The sequence below is a fragment of the Nonomuraea sp. bgisy101 genome, from assembly GCF_057708945.1.
In genome coordinates, this window is sequence record NZ_JBYITD010000004.1 from 277506 (window position 1) to 298343 (window position 20838).

Annotated in this window: 15 protein-coding genes; 3 read left to right on the forward strand and 12 right to left on the reverse strand. The window is 71.6% G+C overall.

Annotated elements, in window-relative coordinates; all coding sequences use genetic code 11:
• Nucleotides 1-4: 4 nt before the first annotated feature.
• The 3 genes from AC3EO4_RS09795 to AC3EO4_RS09805 all read right to left on the reverse strand — a co-directional run bounded on the left by AC3EO4_RS09795 (nucleotide 5) and on the right by AC3EO4_RS09805 (nucleotide 2534).
• On the reverse strand, nucleotides 5-814 hold the full coding sequence (locus AC3EO4_RS09795) for an SAM-dependent methyltransferase (protein WP_379575036.1): 810 nt from the start codon (nucleotides 812-814) through the stop codon (nucleotides 5-7).
• A gap of 85 nt (nucleotides 815-899) precedes the next feature.
• The gene (locus tag AC3EO4_RS09800; protein ID WP_379575207.1) at nucleotides 900-1691 is read right to left on the reverse strand and encodes an NAD-dependent protein deacetylase; all 792 of its coding nucleotides are present in this window, start codon (nucleotides 1689-1691) and stop codon (nucleotides 900-902) included.
• A 417-nt stretch (nucleotides 1692-2108) separates the two neighbouring features.
• Nucleotides 2109-2534, reverse strand: coding sequence for a hypothetical protein (locus AC3EO4_RS09805; protein WP_379575035.1), 426 nt, complete (start codon nucleotides 2532-2534; stop codon nucleotides 2109-2111).
• Between the two features lie 177 nt (nucleotides 2535-2711).
• Here AC3EO4_RS09805 and AC3EO4_RS09810 point away from each other — a divergent pair, with 177 nt between their 5' ends.
• Complete coding sequence (locus AC3EO4_RS09810; RefSeq protein WP_431894946.1) at nucleotides 2712-6386, forward strand: nSTAND1 domain-containing NTPase; 3675 nt, start codon at nucleotides 2712-2714, stop codon at nucleotides 6384-6386.
• 15 nt (nucleotides 6387-6401) lie between these two features.
• Here the strand turns inward: AC3EO4_RS09810 and AC3EO4_RS09815 are convergent, their stop codons facing one another.
• From AC3EO4_RS09815 to AC3EO4_RS09845, 7 genes are all read right to left on the reverse strand, one after another.
• Nucleotides 6402-7235 carry a citryl-CoA lyase gene (locus tag AC3EO4_RS09815; protein ID WP_431894948.1) on the reverse strand — a complete coding sequence of 278 codons (834 nt, stop codon included), beginning with the start codon at nucleotides 7233-7235 and terminating at the stop codon, nucleotides 6402-6404.
• 85 nt (nucleotides 7236-7320) lie between these two features.
• Nucleotides 7321-8076 (reverse strand): SDR family oxidoreductase, encoded by a 756-nt coding sequence (locus tag AC3EO4_RS09820; protein ID WP_431894950.1) that lies wholly within the window; start codon nucleotides 8074-8076, stop codon nucleotides 7321-7323.
• Nucleotides 8077-8163: 87 nt separating this feature from the next.
• A complete protein-coding gene (locus tag AC3EO4_RS09825) occupies nucleotides 8164-9339 on the reverse strand; it encodes an ROK family protein (protein WP_379575031.1) in 1176 nt (391 codons plus the stop codon).
• A gap of 72 nt (nucleotides 9340-9411) precedes the next feature.
• Complete coding sequence (locus AC3EO4_RS09830) at nucleotides 9412-9768, reverse strand: hypothetical protein (RefSeq protein WP_379575030.1); 357 nt, start codon at nucleotides 9766-9768, stop codon at nucleotides 9412-9414.
• 215 nt (nucleotides 9769-9983) lie between these two features.
• The gene (locus AC3EO4_RS09835; protein WP_431894952.1) at nucleotides 9984-10604 is read right to left on the reverse strand and encodes a TetR/AcrR family transcriptional regulator; all 621 of its coding nucleotides are present in this window, start codon (nucleotides 10602-10604) and stop codon (nucleotides 9984-9986) included.
• A gap of 117 nt (nucleotides 10605-10721) precedes the next feature.
• On the reverse strand, nucleotides 10722-11858 hold the full coding sequence (locus AC3EO4_RS09840) for an FAD-dependent oxidoreductase (RefSeq protein ID WP_431894954.1): 1137 nt from the start codon (nucleotides 11856-11858) through the stop codon (nucleotides 10722-10724).
• Nucleotides 11859-11994: 136 nt separating this feature from the next.
• Entirely contained in the window at nucleotides 11995-13761 is a 1767-nt protein-coding gene (locus tag AC3EO4_RS09845; protein ID WP_431894955.1) for an MOSC domain-containing protein, read from the reverse strand.
• A 248-nt stretch (nucleotides 13762-14009) separates the two neighbouring features.
• Between AC3EO4_RS09845 and AC3EO4_RS09850 the strand changes: the two genes are divergently transcribed.
• Nucleotides 14010-15014, forward strand: a complete 1005-nt coding sequence (locus AC3EO4_RS09850) for a zinc-binding alcohol dehydrogenase family protein (RefSeq protein ID WP_431894957.1) — start codon at nucleotides 14010-14012, stop codon at nucleotides 15012-15014.
• 106 nt (nucleotides 15015-15120) lie between these two features.
• Nucleotides 15121-17130: a glycosyl hydrolase family 28-related protein gene (locus AC3EO4_RS09855; RefSeq protein WP_431894959.1), complete on the forward strand. Its 2010-nt coding sequence runs from the start codon at nucleotides 15121-15123 to the stop codon at nucleotides 17128-17130.
• A 44-nt stretch (nucleotides 17131-17174) separates the two neighbouring features.
• On the opposite strand, the gene AC3EO4_RS09860 is transcribed toward AC3EO4_RS09855, so the two are convergent.
• The gene (locus tag AC3EO4_RS09860; RefSeq protein WP_431894960.1) at nucleotides 17175-18596 is read right to left on the reverse strand and encodes a glycoside hydrolase family 6 protein; all 1422 of its coding nucleotides are present in this window, start codon (nucleotides 18594-18596) and stop codon (nucleotides 17175-17177) included.
• Between the two features lie 32 nt (nucleotides 18597-18628).
• Nucleotides 18629-20800 carry a glycoside hydrolase family 9 protein gene (locus AC3EO4_RS09865; protein WP_431894962.1) on the reverse strand — a complete coding sequence of 724 codons (2172 nt, stop codon included), beginning with the start codon at nucleotides 20798-20800 and terminating at the stop codon, nucleotides 18629-18631.
• Between the last annotated feature and the right edge of the window lie 38 nt (nucleotides 20801-20838).

The following is a 20838-nucleotide window of genomic DNA, read 5'->3' on the forward strand; positions in this document are numbered from 1 at the left end:
GGCTCTACGGGATCCTGGCGACGCCGCCGAGCAGGCCTGGCCTGTCGAAGTCGGGCTGGACATCGGGCCATTCGGGACGCCACGCGTCGATCGGCACCACGCCAGGTTCGAGCTGTTCGAGGCCGTCGAAGTAGACGCTGATCTGCTCGGTCGTGCGCGGTGTGATCGAACCTGCGGTCGCCGCCCGGTAGACCGACCTGCCGGTCCTGATCGCCTCGCTCGTCAGGTCGCCCGCGTAGCTGTGCGAGAGGGCCAGGTGACTGCCGCTGACCAGCGGGGCGCACAGCCCCTTGACGATCTCGGCCGACTGCCTGTGGTCGGGGACGAAGTGGAGGATCGCGAACAGCAGTACGGCCACCGGCTGCGTGAAGTCGATGTGGGCACGGACCTCGGGGTCGTCGAGGATCGACGCGGTGTCGCGCAGGTCCGCGCGTACGACGATCGTCTGGGGTGTCTCGGCGAGCAGCGCCCTGGCGTGCACGAGCACGATCGGGTCGTTGTCGACGTAGACGATCCTGGAGTCGGGAGCGGCCTCCAGGGCGACCTCGTGGACGTTCTGCCTGGTGGGCAGCCCGGTGCCGATGTCGATGAACTGGCGCACGCCTGCCTCGGCCAGCACGCGCACGACCCTGATCAGGAAGTCGCGGTTGTCGCGCGCGATCTGCGTGATGTTGGGGACGAGCTGGATGATCTTCTCGGCGGCTTCCCTGTCGGAGGGGAAGTTGTCCTTGCCGCCGAGGTAGTAGTCGTACATGCGCGCCACGCTCGGCGTGTTCGGGTCGATGACCGACGGCACCTGTTCGTCGCGCTCCACACCCTTGCCCTTCCTCGGTTTCAGAGGATCGTATGGCAGAGCGGCATGCCGTAGATCGTCTTCCCGGATTTTTCCTGATCTGGGGCTATCGGCGGAGCTCCTCCAGCAGAGCGGTGAGCGTCGGCCCGAGCGGGGCGTCGAGTGCCACGTGGGCGTCGTCGTCACCCCGGGTCGGCCCCTGGTTGACGATCGCGACGGGGATGTCGTACTCGACGGCCCGCCGGACGAACCGGTAGCCGGACATCACGGTCAGCGAGGAGCCGAGCACCAGCAGCAGGTCGGCGCCCTCGGTCAGCGCGAAACAGTCCGCGACGCGGGGACGGGGCACGTTCTCGCCGAAGAACACCACGTCGGGCTTCAGCACCCCGCCGCAGGAGACGCAGTCGACGATCGTGAAGGCCTCGACGCGGTCGTCGGAGAGCGCCGCGTCGCCGTCGGGGTTGATCGGGCCCGCCGCGCCCTCCCAGCCCGGGTTGGCGGCGCTCAGCCGCTGGTCGAGCCGCTCGCGCGGGGTTCGCTCGCCGCAGGACAGGCACCGCACGCGGTGGAGGCTGCCGTGCAGCTCGACCACGTCCTCGGCGCCGGCGGCCTGGTGCAGGCCGTCGACGTTCTGCGTGATGATCCCGGTGACCAGGCCCCGCGCCTGCAGCGCGGCGACGGCGTGGTGGCCCGCGTTGGAAATGGCGTGGGCGATGTGCCGCCAGCCGACGTGGCTGCGGGCCCAGTAACGGCGGCGGGCCGCGGCGCTGCCGACGAAGGTCTGGTAGGTCATCGGCTCGGCCCTGCGCATGCGCCCGGTCTCGCCGCGGTAGTCGGGGATCCCCGACTCCGTGGACAGTCCCGCTCCGCTCAGGACCACGACTCCACCGTCGCCCATGAGGTCGACCAGCCTGTCGAAGGACCGGGTGTCCGGCCCGTTCTGCACCACCTGCGTCACTTTTCCATAGTGCCCGACGCCGCCCGCGGGTCCGCCGCCCCCGCGGTGAGGCCGGGGACGGCGTCCGGTTCACGGGTAGCCGACGAGGTTGGCGACGTCGGTGCCCGAGTTGGACGGGCCGCCCGTCACGTTGATGTTCGCTGGGGTGGTTCCTCATGCTCGGCCCCGACGGGCCCGCCACACCCCACAACCCCGTAGGCACCTTGGAACGCCAGGCCGAACGAGTGCTGCACCTGCTCGGCTGACACCGGTCACGGCGGCAGCCCGCGAGAGAGAGCCGACCGCCGTACCCGACCGCAGGGAGGCGTGAGTGAGCCCGGGGCAGGTCCGCCCGCCCCGGGCTGTCCCTCGCGATTCTTACGTGTAGTTCTGGACCCGCACGTAGGCGGCGCAGTTGACGGCCGACACGCGGACGTCATAGAAGCGCGACGGGTTGAGCCCGGTAATGTCGGTGGATCTCCGGTACGGGAACGCCCACCGGCCGCCGAAGTAGCGCTCCGACCCGGTGGTCCGGTCGGTGTACCAGAAGTGCAGGTAGCACGCCGCCGCGGTCGCCGAGTTGTACTTCACGTGGAGCCAGCCCTCTGGGTTGTGCGGCTCGATGCTGCCGGACTGCGATCCGGCCTGGTTGACGACGCAGTCGAGGACGACGTAGCTGGGGGCGCACCAGCGCCACCCCCAGGGTTCGGCACTGGCCGGCGCCGGGCCGGCGGCGAACAGCGCCGTGGCGGCTAAGAGCGACGTCGCGAGCACGACCAGGGCTCGCTTGATGCGGTTGTGCATTTCTCTCCCCGTGCTGTCGGCCTGCTTCGTGAGCAGGCTGTGGCTGCTGGACAAGGCCAGTGAAAGCGGCTTGCGGGGGGTGCGACCACGAGCCGGGGAATCTCCGCACAAGCTCGCACAGGATTCGTGAGTCCGTCACACTTGGGGCGATGTTGCGCCGGCTCCACGGAGGGTGGCATGACCGATGGTTCAGATCAGGACGTCGCCCGGCCCGACCCTGACCGGGTCGCCACTCGTGAGGATCTGGCCCGCGAGCTGACGCTGCTGCGCAACACGGCCCGGAAGACGATCAGGGAGCTGGGCAAGGCCGTCGACATGCCGTACGGCACGCTCGGCGGATGGTTCCGCGGGGCGAACGTGCCGCTCGCCTCGCAAACCGATCAGTACGAGAAGGTCCTCATCACGTGCGGCGTCACGGAACCGGAAGCGCGCGAGCGGTGGGTGCTGGCGCTGCTGCGGATACGGCGAGCCCCAGGCCCACGGCCGAACGACCAGGTGCCGCCCTATCGAGGGCTGGAGTGTTTCCGACCGGAGGACGCCGACTGGTTCTTCGGGCGGCAGGAGCTGACCCGGCGGCTGGTCGACCAGATGTCGCCGGGGCTGACCATGGTGGTGGGGCCGTCGGGGTCGGGCAAGTCGTCGCTGTTACGCGCCGGGCTGATTCCCGCGTTGCCGTCCTGGGTGCTGCTGACCCCCGGAGAACGCCCGTTCCCTGAGCCGGCGGACGGGGTGGTGATCGTCGACCAGTTCGAGGAGATCTTCACCGCCGACGTGCCGGACGGCGACCGGCTGCGGTTCGTCGGCGAGCTGGCGGACCTGGCGGGCACGACTCCGGTCGTGGTCGGCATGCGGGCGGATTTCTACCCGCACGCGTTGCGCTACCCGGCGTTGGCGAGCGCCTTGCAGTCCCGCCAGCTCGTGGTCGGCCCGATGACGGAAAGCCAGCTGCGGCAGGCCATCGAGGGGCCGGCCCGCCGCGCCCGCGTCGACATCGACACCGGCCTGGTCGAGCTGCTCCTGCGTGAGATCACCCCGCACGAGGCGGGCGCGCTCCCGCTGCTGTCCCACACGCTCCTGGCCACCTGGGAGAACTGCCGTGGCCGCAGGATGACCGTGGAACACTACCGGGCCAGCGGCGGTCTGCAGGCAGCGGTGGCCACCACCGCCGAGTCCGTCTACGCCGGGCTCACGGCCGACCAGCAGGAGCTGGCCAGGCAGCTGTTCCTGCGGCTGACCCACCTCGGCACCGACACCGCCGACACCCGGCGCAAAGTGAGGCGGGACGAGCTGGCCGACGAGGTCGAGCCGGTGCTCGACCACTCCGTGGAGCGCCGGCTGCTGACCGTGGACGCGGACACCGTGCAGATCAGCCATGAGGCCCTGCTGTCCGCCTGGCCGCGGCTGCGGTCGTGGATCGACGCGGACCGGGCTGGGCTGCGCGTGTTCCGGCAGCTCACCAGGGCCGCCCGATTATGGGAGTCCAGCGAACGCGACTCCGGCGTGCTCTACCGGGGCGGGCAGTTGGAGGCGGCGCGGGAATGGGCCGGCGATCCGGCGCACCGCGCCCAGCTGAACCCGCTGGAGCAGCGGTTTCTCGACGTGAGCTTCCAGCAGCACCGCCGGAGGAACCGCCACCTCTACCAGTTGCTGGCGGCGCTGGCCGTGCTTGCCGTCCTCGCCGGCGGCCTGGCCGCCTACTCCCAATGGAAACGTGTCGAAGCCGACCAGGCGCGGGACGTGGCGATCTCCAGGACCATGACGATGACGGCGGCACGGCTGCGGGGCACCGATCCCGTGCTCGCCGCCCAGCTGGCGGTGGCCGCCCATCGCATCGCGCCGACACTCGAGGCGCGGTCCGGACTCGTGGAGGTCGCCGGCGCGCCCGCGGTCACCCGGGTGGTCCGTCCGGGCCGGGCGCTCCAGGCGGTGGCAGTCTCCCCGTCGGGACGGCTGCTGGCCGCCGCGGGCGCGGCCGTCACCGACAGCACCGTGCTGCTGTGGGACCTGACCGACCCACGCCGCCCCACACGGGTCGGCGCCCCGCTCACCGGCCACGCCGGCCCCATCTACGCGGTTGCGTTCAGCCCGGACGGCCGCGTCCTGGCCACCGGCGGCAAGGACCGCACCGTCCGCCTCTGGAACGTCGCCGACCCCGCGCACCCGCGGCCGCTGGGCGGCCCGGTGAGCGGCCCGGCCGACACCGTCTACGCGCTCGACTTCAGCCCCGGCGGGCAGGCCCTGGCCATCGGCAGCCGCGACGGCACGATCCGGCTCCTGGACCTGCGGACATCCACGCTCGCGCCCCCGCTCACCGGCCCCGAAGGCGCGGTCCGCGCTCTCGCGTTCCGGCCCGACGGGCGGGTGCTGGCCGCGGGCAACGGCACCGGCACGGCCGGCGCGCTACAGCTGTGGGACACCAGCGACCCCACTGCCGTCAGGCGCGCCGGGCCGCCGCTGCCACTGCCGAGCCGGGTGAACGCCATCGCCTACCACGACAAACTGGTCGCCGTCGGCAGCAACGACGGTTCCGTCCGGCTGTGGGACACGACCCGCGCCGACCGGCCGCAGCCGTTCGGGCAACCGCTGGTCGCCGAGGTCAGCGTGTGGATCAACGTTGTCTCCTTCAGCGCGGACGGCCGGCTGCTCGGAGTCGGGAGCGCGGACAACACCGCCCGGGTGTGGGACGTGGCCACCGGGCGGGTCGTCAGCGCCCTGCCGCACCCCGAGCCGGTGACCGCCGTGCAGTTCAGGAACGGCGACCGCCTCGTCATCACCAACGGGGCCGACGGCGTGACCAGGGTGTGGGACCTGCCGGGTCCGGTGATCGAAGCCATCGAGCACCCGATCGACAACGTGGCCTTCCGCGCGGGCTCCACCCTGCTGGCCGCCGCTGCGGGTGACATCAGGCTCTGGGACGTTGCCGGACGCCGGCCCGTGCCGGTGAGCCCGCCGCTGACCGCGCCTCCGCCGTACGACAGGATGGGCAGTACAGTCGCCGCCAGCCCGGACGGGCGCACGCTGGCAGGCAGCACCCGGCTCGGCAACGCCGTGCTCGTGTGGGACATCACCGATCCACGGCGGCCGGTTCGCCGCGCCTCCCTGCTCGGGCCCACCGCGCTCATCCAGGGTGTCGCGTTCAGCCCGGACGGCAGGCTGCTGGTGGCGGGCAGCGACGACGGCACGGTGCGCCTGTGGGACGCGCGCACGTTGCGGGCGCTCGGCACGCTCAGCCCGGACTCCGGGCAGGTCTTCGCCGTGGCGTTCAGCCCGGACGGGCGCAGGCTGGCCACGGCGACGCAGGGTGGCGTGGTGGCCCTGTGGGACGTGAGCGACCCGGCCCGGCCGGTGCGCGGCGCGACGCTCATGACGGGGATGGGAGACGACGTCCGGTCGGTGAGCTTCAGCCACGGCGGCACGGTGCTCGCGGCGGGCAACGCCTCGGGAACCATCAGGCTGTGGCAGGTGACCGACCCGGCCCGGCCCGTTCTCGTGGGCGCGCCGCTGACCGGGCCCGACGGCAGGATCTTCGCCGTGGCCTTCGACCCGCGCGACAAAGTCCTGGCGGTGGGGACCGGGGCGGGCCAGCTGTGGCTCTGGGACATCACGGACCCGGTGCGCCCGCGTGGCCACATCGCCGTCAACAGCCCGGGGGAGAGCTACACGGACCTGGCCTTCAGCGCGGACGGGAGCACGCTGGTCAGCGCCGGAGGCGATGTGCGGCTGTGGGAGGTGGATCCGGCGCGGATCGCGGCCAGGATCTGCCGGGAGTCGGGGGACGCGATCACCGAGGCGGAATGGCGGAAGCATGTGGCTGACGTCCCGTTCCAGCCACCCTGCCCGAACCCCGGCTGAGACGAACGGCCCGCACTACCCGCGGTCATCGAGTTCGCCGCGGGGAGCATGGCGCCCACCGCGTTCGGCAGGAGCAACGCCGGCACCGTGCTCGGCGCCTTCGCCGTGGCCGACCGGTACCTCAACCTGTTCTTCTGGATCCAGGTGGTCCGCGGACTGTTCGATGTCGCGGTAGATGTCCGAGCCGATCGGGCGGCGCTGCTCCTCGGCCAGGTGGCCGAGCAGGCCCGCCGTACAGGCGAGCAGGGCGAAGCCGCGCATGACCTCGACGGGGAAGTGCAGGTCGGCGAGGGCAGCGCCGCATGCTCCCGCGCCGTTGATCGACTCGTCGGGACGGCATGCGGCGACCTCCTCGAGGAAGCGCATGTGCTTGCCGTACAGGCCTTCTTCGCGGGCGATCTGGTAGATCACCGGCGTGCGCGGGTCGCCGTTCGTGTGCACCGGGTGGCCGAGCCCGGGGATGTGCCTGCGGGCGGCCACGGCCTCAGGGGCGTCCAGGCCCTCCGCGAGGGCGTGGGAGAGGAACCGCGCGCAGTCTTCGGCCGCGCCGTGGAAGCGCGAGCCGCCGCCGAGCAGCCCCGCCGAGAGCGCGCCCTGGTAGGACTCGGGGGCGCTGGTCAGGGTGAGCCTGGCCGTGATGGCCGCGGGCGTGAAGCCGTGGTCGGCGAGCGCCATCAGCACCGCCTCGAACAGCCGCAGCTCGCCGGGCGTCGGCCGGCGCATGGCCACCAGCCAGAAGACCAGCTCGCCGAATCCGACCCGGCCCATCAGCTCCCCGGGCAGGTCGTGGCCCAGCAGTGTGATCGTGTTCTCGTCCGAGCTTCCGATGGACGTGCGATAGCGGCTCATCCGGGATCGTGCTCCTCTCCGGCCGGCGGCAGGTGCATGGCGACGCCGGGGGTGCCGTCACCCTCCACGGTAACCAGGTCGCCGGTCAGGTGAACAGCTGGCCGGAGTTCACGTCGATGGTGGCGCCGGTGATGGCCCTGGCCTGGTCGGAGGCGAGGAAGATGATCGCGCGCGAGACGTCCTCCTCGGTGGCGATGCGGCGCAGGGCCATGGCCCGCACGTCGCGGTCGCGGATCTCCTCGAACGGCACGCCCTCGGCCGCCGCCCTGGTGCGCATCCATTCGTCGAGCACCTCGCTGGCGATCCAGCCGGGCGCCACGCAGTTGACCCGTATGCCGGAGGGGCCGAGCTCGTCGGCGAGGCAGTGGGAGAGCAGGTGCGCGCCGGCCTTGCCGACGGCGAAGTCGGATCGGCCGGCGTAGCCCTTCCTGGACGACATGGAGGTGACGTTGACGATCGAGCCTGAGCCTTGGGCGACCATGTGGGGGGCGACGTAGCGGCAGGCCACCAAGGTGCCATAAGTTCCGATGTTTACGGCTGCACGCCAGGATTCGAGGTCATCTGGCGACATCTCGAGAACGTTCATGCGATGCGTGCCCGGGAAGGCGGCATTCACCAGCACGTCGACCCGGCCGAAACGCTCCAGCACCGCCCCGGCCACGGTCTCCATGTCGGCCGGGACGGTGACGTCGGCCGGCATGGTGACCGCCCCGGGGATCTCGCGCGGTGTCCTGGCCACCGTGACGACCCGCGCTCCCTCCTTGGCCATCAGGCCGGCCAGCGTCCTGCCGAGCCCCGGCCCCGCTCCGGTGATGACCGCGATCTTGCCGTCCAGCAGCATGACAGGACTTTACCAAGCGCTTGATTGGTTATCCAGCGTGCGCTGATCGCGCCTCAGAGCTCAGTCAAGATGCGTGACGCCGCCGGTTCAGGAACGCGTGCCGCCGGTGAGGAAGTCGTCCAGGATGAGGGCGGCGGCCCCGAGCGCGATCGCCTCGGGGCCGAGCTGTCCCCGCTCGATCGAGGCGTGCGCGAAGTGGTACGGCAGCGCGATCTCCGCCGCGGCCGCCCTGAGCTGCGGCAGGAACTCCGTGCCGAGCAGCACCCCCGCCCAGCCGCCCAGCAGCACGCGCTCGGGGTTGAACAGGTTGATCAGGTTGCCGATGCCCCTGCCCAGATGGCGTACGGCCTCCTCCAGCAGGGGCCGCGCCGCCGGATCGGACAGCAAGGCGGCGAAGGCGCCCTCCTCGCCCACGCCGTCCATCTGCCTGCCCGCCTCCCGCAGGATCGCCTGCGGCCCCGCGTACGCCTCCAGGCAGCCGCGCCCGCCGCACCGGCAGGGCCGCCCGTTGCGCACGACCTTGGTGTGGCCCCACTCCCCCGCGCCGCCCATGCTGCCCCGGTAGGTGACGCCGTTGGAGATGATGCTCGCGCCGATGCCGGTGCCGACCAGCGCCATGATCAGGTCCTCGGCTCCCCTGCCCGCGCCGAACCAGGACTCGGCCAGGCCCAGCATCTTGGCGCCGTTGTCGACGACGAAGGGCGGCATGCCGGGACCCGCGAGCATGGCGCCCAGCGGCACCGACGTCCAGCCGATGGTGGGGGCGTGCACGAGTCCTGCCGGCTGCCTGCTCACCATGCCGGGCACGCCCACGCCGACGCCCATGAGCCGGTCCCCGGTGAGCCCCGTCTTCTCGAGCAGGCCGTCGAGTCCGTGCGCGATGTGCCGCGCGACCTCCTCGGGATCGTCGCCGCCCGGCCGCGACGGCACCTCGGTCCTGGCGAGCCCGCGCAGCGCGAGGTCGAACAGCTCGACGCGAACGCAGGTCTCGCCGACGTCGACGCCCGCCAGGTGACCGTGGGCGGCGTTGATCGCCAGGAGGGTCTGGGGGCGCCCTCCGTCGGAGTCCTTCAGGCCCGCCTCGATGACGACGCCCTCCGCCATCAGGCCGGCGACGACGGTGCCCACGGTGGCGGGGCTCAGGCCGGTCAGCCTGGCCAGCTCGAACCTGCCGGCCTCGCGGGCGAAGTAGAGGGTGCTGAGAATGACGGATCTGTTGTTTCGCCGGACGTCACGGACCGTCTCCCGTCGCGGCCGGCTCATGCGCCCCCATCCCGATAATTAGGACCTTAAACTAAATACTGGCACGATGATCGGCCCCACGGGTAGCTTCCGTCACGGCACCGCCGTAATCGTCCGGCAGCCCGCCCGCACGGCTTCCGACAGCAGCGCCCTGGCCTGGGCGAACAGCCCGAGCAGGCCCCGCCCGCACCGGACGAAGGCGGGGTCGCCGGCGCGGGCGGCGAGCAGGTCGAGGTAGCGCTCCAGGTGACGGGCGGCGATGCCGCGAACGTCGGCGGCGACGTGGTGCTGGGCCGCCGCGTCCATGATCGCGCAACCACGGAAGCCCGGCTTGCCGAGCGTCCCGTCCTGCCGGTCGGGACCGGTCGCGACGTCGTGACCCCGCGCGCCCTCCACTACGAGCCGGTGGTCGACGCCTTTCTCGCGCATCCGGTGAAGCGGCTCGAGCACCGCCGCTTCCCCACCGATCACGCCCTGTCGGATCACCGGGTGGCGCCGGCCCGCACGGTGCTCGACTTCCTGGAAGCCGCACGCCGAAGTCGGCTGACCCGCACGGAACCGGGCGAAAAGGCCGGGACCGCGGACCTCCGGAGGAAGGCGCCAAGCGGACGGGCTGAGGCCGGCGACCGGGAACCGCCAGCCGGACAGGTCGAGGCCGGGAACCGTCAGGCGGACAGGTCGAGGCTGGCGGGGATGGCGCCGAAGGCCCCTGCGAGGCCGTCGATGAGGGCCTGGCGGCCCCCCTCCCCGCCGTGGCGGACCCAGTCGCGGCCCGAGACGCTCCACGCGGTGGTGGTCAGCTCGGCCAGCACGTGAAGCCGGAGATCGTCGGCGTTCAGGCCGAGCTTGCCCGCCAGGCAGTCGATCACCTGCCGCCTGATCCCCCCGCGGTAGTGCTCGACGTAGGCCAGCAGGGCTGGGGCGGTCATGACGAGGCGGCGGGTGGCGACGTAGCGCTCGTCCCACCCGGGCTCCAGGGCGGCGGCCGTCGCGGTGAGAGCGTCACGCAACTCGCCCAGGACGACGCCGGTCAGCTCCCGCCCCTCCAGCGCGGCCACGTAGGCCGACCAGATCTCGGCCTCGGCCTCGATCGCCACCGCCTCCTTGCACGGGTAGGCGCGGAAGAACGTGCTCTTGGAGACCTCGACCTCCTCGACCAGTTCCTCCAGGGTCACCCCGTCGAAGCCCTTCTCCCCGAACAGCCGCAACGCGGCGTCGGCCAGCGCCCTGCGGGTGCGGAGCTTCTTGCGTTCACGGAGCGGGAGCGCCCGGTCGTCGGTCGGCATTCCGATATGCTAGACGATCTGCTCCTCAGGATCTAAGCAGCCAGAGCCTCTTTTATGACTTGATGGCAAATGAAACTCAGTCTGCACCGAGCGTCGAGCCGGCTCAGGACCCGCCGGTCAGATCCGGCTGCTGAGCGTGCGCAGCAGGCGTCCGAGTCCGCGCGTGGCCAGACGCGGCGGCACGGAACCGTTCATGCGCATGAGGTACTCGCTCTGCATGAACGTCCGCGGGCCGGACACCGCGAGGCTGTGCGAGGCGAGCGTGGAGGCCAGAGCCGCCTGCCGTCTCCGCCTGGACGAGTACACGCGCACGACCGCGGCCGGATCGGGGACGGTGTCCAAACAGTCCACCAGCGTCGCCACGTCCTCGAGCGCCTGGTTCGTGCCCTGCGCCATGACCGGCGGCATCCCGTGCGCCGCGTCCCCGAGCAGCACGCACCGCCCCTCACCCCAACGAAGCGGCACCTTGTGCCGGGTGTGAGGGAACACTTCGGCGTCGCCGTTCTCCACCGACGCCAGCACCCGCGCGACCGGCCCGCCCCACCCCGCGAACCGCCTGCGCAGCATCTCCAGCGGCTTGTCCTCCGGCGGCGCGCCCGGCGACCACGGCACGTCGAAGAACCACTGCATCAGTCCGTCGCCCGCACCCATGAACCCGAAGTCGCCCTGACGGCCGACCATCATCGTGGTGACAGACCCGGGATCGAAGGGAGCCGGCGTCAGGGCCTGACAGGTCGCCACACCGGTCAGGGCCGCCGGGCCGCCGCCCAGGACGAGGGAACGCACCCGCGAGTGCACACCGTCGGCTCCGACCAGGAAGTCACCGCTGTAGTCCTGACCTGCCCGCGTCCGCACCCATACGCCGTCACGCTCGGACCGCACGTCCGTGACCCGCGCGCCCAGCCGTACGGTCCCCTCCGGCAGCCCGCTCTCCAGCAGGGTGATCAGCGACCCGCGCGGGACCACCCGCGCCGCCGTCCCGAACCGTTCCGCGAGCGCTTCCAGGTCGAAATCCAGCACCGTGCGGCCGCTCGCGGTGCGCAGGCGTAACGTCGCCAGCCGTTGCCCCGCCCCTTCCAGGTCGACGCCGAGGTCCCCGAGGATCGCCGTGCCGTTGCACCACAGGGTGACGGCCCCACCCCCGAGGCGCAGCTCCTGCGCCTGCTCCAGCACCACCACCTCGTGCCCCGCGGCGATCAGTCCCCTCGCCGCCGCGAGCCCGCCGATCCCCGCCCCCACCACAAGCACCCGCATCGGAGATCTCCCCATCAACTCTACAAGCTGTAGTACTACGCTTTATAGAGGAAAGGGGGCGCCATCCGCAAGATCCAGGTTCGCGTGATCAGCGCCCACCGCCGCACGGGTCGGCGGAGGAGCACCGTCGAGTGGTTCACAGATCCAGGACGACGGCCTCGCTCGGCCGGGCGCAGCAGATCAGGATGTCGCCCTCGGCCGGTGGCTCGACCGGGTCGGGCGAGTAGTCCACCGCGCCCGACATCAGGGCGAGCTCACAGGTGTGGCAGACGCCCGTACGGCACGACCAGCGCACGGGGACGTCGCACGCCTCGGCCAGTTCGAGCAGGGAGCCGTGGTCGTCGTTCCACGGGACGGTCAGACCGCTGCGGGCGAAGGAGACCGGCGGGCCCGTACCCGCGGCCCCGGCGGGCTGGTGCGGGGCCCGAGCCGGAACGGCGGACGTGACGCCAGGAGTGAGGGAGGCTCCGGCGCCGAAGACCTCGGTGTGGACCCGCGAGCGGCGCAGGCCGGCGTCCACCAGCGCGTCGGTGACACCCGCCATGAAACCCACGGGCCCGCAGAGGTAGACGTCGGCGTCGGTAGGCAGACCGAGTCCGGAGATGCGCTCCGGCGACAGCCTGCCGGCATCGGTGTAGTCGGTGCCCGCGCGATCCGCGGACGTCGGCCTGCTGTAGTAGACGCGGATGCGCGCGTGAGGCAGACCGTCGAGCAAGCGACGGCATTCCGCCGCGAAGGGATGTTCGGTGCCGTTGCGCGCCCCGTGCAGCCACCACACCTGCCGGGCGGAACCCGCACGCGCGAGGGCGTGCAGCATGGCCAGCACGGGCGTCACGCCGACTCCCGCGGACAGCAGCACCACCGGGCCGGCGCCGTCGGCCAGGTAGAACGTGCCCCGGGGGGCGGCGGCGTCGAGGGTGTCGCCGACGCGGGCGCGGGCGCGCAGGAGACCGCTGGCCGCGCCATGGGGCTCCTGCTTCACGCTGATCCGGTACGTGCCCGCGCCGGGCTCACCGGACAGCGAGTAGCTGCGGATCAACGGCGGCACGCCGCCGTCCGGTTGAACCTTCACGGTGAGGAACTGCCCCGGCAGTGCCGCCGGCAGCGGCGCGCCGTCGGCGTCGGCCAGCGACAGGGAGAAGACGCTGCGGCTCTCCGGTTGGACGCGCGTGATCGTCAGGGGGCGGAAGCCCTGCCATGCGGGGGGCGGGGCGGTCGCGGCCACGGTGAGCCCCGCGTTGCCCGGCCCGGCCGTCGCGCCCTCGGCCTCCAGAAGGGCGCGCATGGAGCCCTGCCATCCAGGGCTCAGCGCCGGGATCCGCAGTGCCCGCTCGACCTGCTCACGCGTACGTCCCGGCAGATAGAGGACCCCGTCGATCTCGGCGACCGTCATCCCCTCAGGACCCGAGGAGACTTTGACGATCTCCTGCCCGGCCTCGACCTCGCCCTCCTCGATGACCCGGAAGTAGAAGCCTGGCCGCCGGCGGGACACCAGCAACGCCGCCATCTGCGGCTCTCCCAGACGGAGCCCCACCCGGTAGCAGGTCACGCGTGGCTGCGTCACCTCGAAGAGCGCGCCACCGATCCGGTAGCGGTCGCCGATGCAGACCTCGTCATCGGCGAGGCCGTCCACGGTGAAGTTCTCCCCGAAGTGGCCGGGCCGCAGGTCGTCGCGCCCCAGTTCCCTCTCCCAGAAGCGGTAGGACTCGCTCTGGTACACCAGCACCGCCCGCTGCTCGCCGCCGTGCCCGTCCAGGTCGCCCTGGCCGTCGCCGTCGATGTTGAGCCGCCGCGCCATCCTGGGCCCGGACACGGTGTGCTTCCACACGCCGGTGCGCACGCGCTTGCCGCGCCAGGCGACGTCCTTGGGCAGCCCGACGTTCACGGCGATCAGTGTGGCCAACGTCCTCACCTCGTTCGTCCGTCGCTTTCCACGCCGGCCGGGCTGGGCGTGCGGACGGTCCACGGTGCTCGCGCATCAGGCCGTTCGCCTGTGGATCGACGCGTGTCACGTTACGGAACAAGCCGGTCACCCGCGTCTTGCCCACGTACACATCCGGTCGATTCTTGGCATGCCCGTCAATCGTCGGGCCGATGCCGGACCGGCCTTCTCGATCGCCCCCGTGTGACGATGGGGGGATGGGAGGCACGATGACGGCCTGGGTGGTGCGTCGCCCTGGCCCCATGAAGACAGGACCGCTCGAGAAGGTGCGCCTGCCGGTGCCCGAGCCCGCCACGGGCGAGGTGCTCGTCAGGGTCGAGGTGTGCGCCGTCTGCCGGACCGACCTGCACCTGGCCGAGGGGGATCTGGAGCCCCGCAGGCCCGGCACGGTGCCAGGACACGAGGTGGTCGGGCGGGTCGTGGCCCGCGGACCCGGGGCCGATCTGCTCGAGGACGGCACGCGCGTGGGCGTCGCGTGGCTGCGCTCCACCTGCGGGACGTGCCGGTACTGCGTCCGCGGCGCCGAGAACCTGTGCCCCTCCTCGCGCTACACCGGCTGGGACGCCGACGGCGGTTACGCCGAGTACCTGGTCGCTCCGCAGGACTTCGTCTACCCGCTGCCCGGCGACCAGCCCGCCGACAAGCTCGCCCCGCTGCTGTGCGCGGGGATCATCGGCTACCGGGCGCTCGTCCGCGCCGAACTGCCTCAGGGCGGACGGCTCGGCGTGTACGGCTTCGGCGCCTCGGCCCACCTCACCACCCAGGTCGCCCTCGCCCAGGGAGCCACGGTCCACGTGATGACCAGGTCGGGCTCCGCGCGCAGGCTCGCCCTCGAACTCGGCGCGGCCTCGGCGAACCCGGCCGACGGCGCTCCGCCGGAGCCGCTGGACGCCGCCATCCTGTTCGCCCCGGCCGGCGACCTGGTGCCGGTGGCGCTGGCGGCGCTCGACAGGGGCGGCACGCTGTCCGTGGCCGGGATCCACCTCACCGACATCCCGCCGCTGGTCTACCAGGACCACCTGTTCCAGGAGCGGACGCTGCGCAGCGTCACCGCCAACACCCGCGCGGACGGCCATGCCCTCCTGGCGTTCGCGCGACTCCACCCTGTGCGGGTGACCACCGTGCCCTACGAGTTCGACCAGGCCGACCGAGCCCTCTCGGACCTGGCCGCCGATCGCGTGACCGGCGCGGCCGTCCTCCGCATCGGCGACTGACAAGCCGCAAGAAACTGGCAAGAACACGAAAATAGCTAGCAGGGCCTTGTGAATTCCCGAGGGGCGGATCTACTGTCGCCTCACCCCCGAGAGAAACGAGCCCTCGATGTCACGGAGCTTCACAGCAGTCCTTGCCGCGGCCGCCGTCGCCGTCAGCACGGTGCTCGGCGGCGGATCGGCGGCCCTGGCACAGGACGGCGCGGCTCCCGTCGTCACGCGTGCCGCCCTCGATCCGTCACTCGTCTCCGGCCGCGGCGCCCGCGTCGGCTTCGTGGAGCAGGAGGCGGAGCACGCCACGACCGACGGCACCGTCATCGGTCCTGACCGGACCCCCTACACGCTCCCCTCGGAGGCGTCGGGGCGTAAGGCGGTCAAGCTGACCCCCGGACAGCACGTCGAGTTCAGGCTGCCGAGCGCGGCCAACGCGATCACCGTGCGCTACAGCATCCCTGACGCGACCGGCGGCGGGGGCATCACCGCGCCGCTCGACATCACGGTGAACGGCGCGGCCAAGAAGTCCATGACGCTCACGTCGCGGTACTCGTGGCTGTACAACCAGTATCCGTTCACGAACGACCCGAACGCCGATCTGCTGCATCCCGACTGGTGGATCACCGAGTGCTCCTGCGTGCCGGCCGCCACGACCCCCGCCCCCGCGATCGCGAAGCCGTTCCGGCCGTTCCACTTCTACGACGAGCAGCGGCTGCTGCTGGGCAGGACGTACCGCGCGGGCGACAGGGTACGGCTCACGGTCCCCGCCGCGAGCACGGCCGCGTGGACGGTCATCGACCTGCTCGACACGGAGCTCGTCGGCGCGCCGCGCGTCAGGCTCGTCGCGGCGAACGTGCTGGCTTTCGGCGCGGACCCTCTCGGCCGCCGCGACTCCGCCGACGCGTTCGACAGGGCGATCGCCTTCGCCAGGCGCAACCACCTCAAGGTCTACCTCCCGCCGGGCACCTACCAGGTGAACCGTCACATCATCGTCGACGACGTGACGATCGAGGGCGCGGGCAGCTGGTACACGATCGTCAAGGGCCGCGAGGTCGCGCTGGAGCCCCCCGCGCCCGACGGTTCGGTGCACGCAGGGGTGGGGTTCTACGGAAAGGACGCGTCGGCGGGCGGCAGCAGGAACGTCCACCTGTCGGGCTTCGCGATCGAGGGCGACGTCCGCGAACGCGTCGACACCGACCAGGTCAACGGCATCGGCGGGGCGATGAGCGACTCGACCGTCGACGGCCTCCACCTGCGCCACACCAAGGTGGGCATGTGGTTCGACGGGCCGATGACGAACCTGCGGATCACCGGCAACGTCATCGTCGACCAGATCGCCGACGCCCTCAACTTCCACACCGGCGTCACGAACTCGGTCGTGTCGGACAACTTCGTCCGCAACACCGGCGACGACGGCCTGGCCATGTGGTCGGAGAGGACCGCGAACGCCGGCAACACCTTCGATCACAACACCGTGCAGTCGCCGGTGCTCGCGAACGGCATCGCCGTCTACGGCGGCGCCGACACCACCGTCTCGAGCAACCTGATCGCCGACCCGGTCCGCGAGGGCAGCGCCATCCAGGTCGGCTCGCGCTTCGGCGCTGAGGCGTTCACCGGGCGCCTGTCGATCAGGGACAACACCACGGTCAGAGCGGGCACGTTCGAGCTGAACTGGAAGATCGGGCTGGGCGCCATCTGGTTCTACGCGCTCGACAAGAGCATCGACGCCGAGATCGAGGTGAGGGGTGACCACTACCTCGACAGCGGCTACAACGCGATCATGCTGGTCAGCGAGTGGGCGGTGAAGGACCTGTACTCGATCGCGAACGTCCGCTTCAAGGACATCAAGGTCGACGGCACGGGCACCTCGGTGGTCAGCGCGCGGGTGAAGGGGTCGGCGTCCTTCGAGAACGTGGACGCCCGCAACGTGGGCGCGGTCGGCGTGAACAACTGCGGCTCCTTCAACTTCCCGACCACCGGGTCGGAGTTCTCGCTGACCGATCTCGGCGGCAACGACGGCGGCGGGACGACGGGGCCATGGCTGGCCGCGTGGGAGCTGCCGAACACCATCACCTGCGACGACCGCCCGCCGGTCGTCGTGCCGCCCGCGCCGTCACCCTGGTGACGCGTGAGGGGCGTCCGCTGCGGGGACGCCCCTCGTCCCGTCGGTCAGGGGTTGCCGTTGATCAGCGCCATGGCGAGGTCGGGGCTGAAGGTTCCCGCGGGGGTCGTGCCGCCGATGCCGCACGGGCCGTCGGAGTCACCGGGCACCTTGACCCAGAAGAGGTACTCGGCGCCGCTCGTCTGCTTGACGGGCGGGGTGCCGAGCTTGCGCTTGGGCGGGTTGCACCAGTTGTCCTCGGGAGTGGAGTCCTCGTAGGGGCCGTTGCCGTTGCGGCTGGTGTCGATCACGTACTGCTTGGCGCCGTACGTGGGCGCGAGGCTGTTCTTGACCTGGACGCCGTAGGCGTCGCTGACGGCCGTGGTGATGTAGTTGGAGACGTTCAGCGAGAAGCCGCGGGTGTTGGCGATGCCCGCCAGGCCGAGCCGCCTGGCCGTCTCGTCGGCGGGGCGCCAGGTGGCGTTGCCCGCGTCCAGGTAGACCCAGGCGTTGGGCGCCTGCGCCTTCAGCACCTGGGTGGCGTCCACCAGCATGGCGTACTGGCCGGCGGGCCCGCCGTTCTCCGGCTTCACGCACTCCGCGGCGGGGACCGCGTCGGGTTCCAGCACGACCACCGCGTGCCTGTTGCCGATGGCCTTCGCGAAGGCGGTGATCCACGCGTGGTAGGCGTCCTTGTCGCCGGCGCCGCCGCCCGAGGGGCCGGCGCACGCGTCGCGGTTGGGGATGTTGTAGGCGACCAGCATCGGCAGCTTGTCCTGCGCCTGGGCGGCGCCGACATAGGAGTCCACGGCCAGCGTGATGTCGGTGAACCAGCCCCCGAACCACTCGAAGATCGGCCTGCTCGCGATGTTGGCGGCGATGGGCTGGGCCCTGGGGTCGCCGGAGTTGGCGGCCGCCCACTTGGCCGGGTTCGACTGGCCGGACACGTACAGCGCGGTCGGCCTGGCCTGCTGCGTCTCCATCAGCGACACGTTGTCGAAGCGGACCGTGGGGGTGCCGCCGGAGCCGCCGACCTGGAAGGTGACCTCGGCCCTCGTGTCGGTCGCGGCCGTGGCCACGAAGGGGAAGCTGAAGCGCCTGCTGGAGGTGGTGAGGCTGACGTCCTGTGCCAGCGACTGGTTCGTGCTGGGCGTGGCCAGGTACTGCACCGTGGTGACGGCCGTGAAGGCCGTGGTGGAGTAGGCGTCGAAGGAGAGCGTGTAGCTCCTGCCCGGGGTCAGGGTGATGGCGTTCGTGGTGGCGACCATCGCCTCCCACGGTTTGGTGGCGCCCGCCCCGACGCTCACCCGCATGCGGCCCGACTCGGCCGTCATGGTGGCCTTGTCGATCTGCTTCCAGCCGTTGGTGTTGGTGGTGAAGGTGCCGTTGCCGATCAGCTGGGCCGCGGCCGAGGCGGGCTGCGGGGCGATCAGGACGGCTGCCGCGATGGCGGCTAAGACTGCTGCGGCTTTCCCTGCGATGGATCGCACTCATGCGCCTTTCATTGGAGGTGTCGTCGGTTTCAGTGGGTGGTGTCGTCGGCGAAGGCGGTGAGCCACGCCAGGGCGGAGTTCCAGTTGACGGCGACCTCGTTGGTCGCGTAGGAGCCGATGTCGTCGATGTAGCACTTCGCCGGGGCGCAACCGCGCAGGTTGCGCTGGGCGACGGGGTCCTGCAGGCCCGAGTTCGGGCCGCCCGCGAGCGAGCCAGGCGCGGGATGGGGCAGAGCGGGGTCGAGCTGGTGGGCCCAGAAGCGGTGGTGCTGGTTCCTGCTGGCCCGCTCGCCGTACCCGGTCACGTAGGACTGGTTGAGTGCGTTGCGTCCGAGGAGGTAGTCGAGCGACTCCACGGCCGCGTCGCGATACCTCGGGATTCGGGTGAGGTCGTAGGCGTAGGCCAGGACCAGCGCGGTGTTGGCCGTGGCACTGCTGGAACCCCAGACGTAGGCGCCGTCGGCGGGCAGGACCGGGTTGGCGTACCCCTGACGGCGCAGATCATCAAGATGCCGGTCGGCCACGCCGGTGACGCGGCGGACGAGCTTGAGGCGATCGAGCGGGCCGAGCCGGTCCCGCACCCTCGCCAGTGCCAGGTCGGCCAGCCCTCCGGTGTCCCTCCACGAGAAGTTCTCCACGGTCAGGCCGGTGGTGACCTCCTTGAGGTAGGAGCGCCTGCCGGTGACGGCGAACAGCTCGGCCGCCGCCCACGAGAACTCGTCGCTCACCCTGGTGTCGTCGTAAGGCCCGCCGCCGACGCTCTCGGCCGGGGCGAACAGGGACGGGTTGCGGTGGGCCGCCGCCCACGCCTTCTCGGCGGCGCCCAGGCACGTCCTCGCGAACTCCGGGTCGAAGGGCCGGTAGACCCGCGCGCAGCGGGCCCCCACGGCGGCGACGTTCAGGGTCGCGGCCGTGCTGACGGGGAAGAGCCGGCGCGCCTGCGCGTCCGCCTCGGGCCGCAGCGGCAGCCCCGTCCACGCCGCGTCGTGGATCTTGTGGTGCACCATGCCGTCGGGCCGCTGCATGCGCAGGAGGAAGTCCAGCTCCCACCTGGCCTCGTCGAGGATGTCGGGCAGCCTGCCGCCCGACTCGGGGATGCGCAGCCGTACGTCGCCCGCCTGCTCGTAGGCGTCGATCAGCTGCCAGGCGGCCAGGGCGCCGTTGACCACGTACTTGCCGTGGTCGCCCGCGTCGTACCAGCCGCCGCGCACGTCCATCCGGTAGTCGCAGGCGCCGGGAGCGCAGGGGACGTCGAGATCGCCCTGGTTCGGCGCGACGCCCGCGTGTCCCGCAGGGCGGGCGTAGGCGGCGCCGACGTACTTCGCCTCGATGGGGATGCCGGAGCGGTTGTGGTAGAAGTAGGCGAGGCTGTCCACGCGCAGCCCGCCGTAGAGCTCCCGGCTGACCTCGAACGGCTCGCTGACCTCCTCGCCGACCGCGAGCCGGTAGGTGCCGTTCCTGCGATGTCGCGTGAAGTCGGCGATGTGGACGTGGTCGCCGGACATCGGGTCGTCGCCGTGGACCCGCGTCTCGCCGGTGGCGACGGCCGTGCCCGAGGCGTCGAGCAGGCGCCAGGCGAGCGGCCGCGTGGCGGCGGTGACGACGGTGGCCCGCTTGGGCCCGCCGGGCAGGTAGCCGAGCTGGTTGACGCGCACGGGTGAGCCGAGGTCGCGCACACCGCCCGGCGGGATCACGCCACCGGTGAAGGAGATGTCGTCCAGGCAGAGCGTGTAGGGCTCGGTGGCGCCGCCCATCTGGAAGGCGACCTGCGACTTGGGCTCGCCGACCGTGGACGTGCCGGTGATCTCGAAGGTCCGCGGTGCGGTGGTGACCTGCGCGGAGCCCGCGATCGGCGTCGTGTACGGCGGGCCGCTCATCTGTGCGATGGCCGTGATCGTGACGTCCTTGGTGGCCACCGCCGTGAACGACAACCTGTAAGGCCGGCCGTTCTCCAGCGGGATGTCGTTCTGGCCGATCATCGAGTCCCACGGGTTGGCGGTGCCGGCGGGGACGTCGGCGCACAGCCTGCCGCCCTCGACCCGGGAGGAGGTGGTCTCGCTGCTCCACCACGGCTCCTTGGAGCCGCCGTCGAACGTGCCGTTGAGCACGCGTTCATAGGTCGCCTCCGCCTGCGAGGCAGGAGCGGGGAGGGTCACCACCACCGCGGTCAGCGCGCACGCCATCCGCAAGCGAAAAGTCATACCGGACCTCTCTCGGTGCGGTCCGGCGGCGTCGGCGC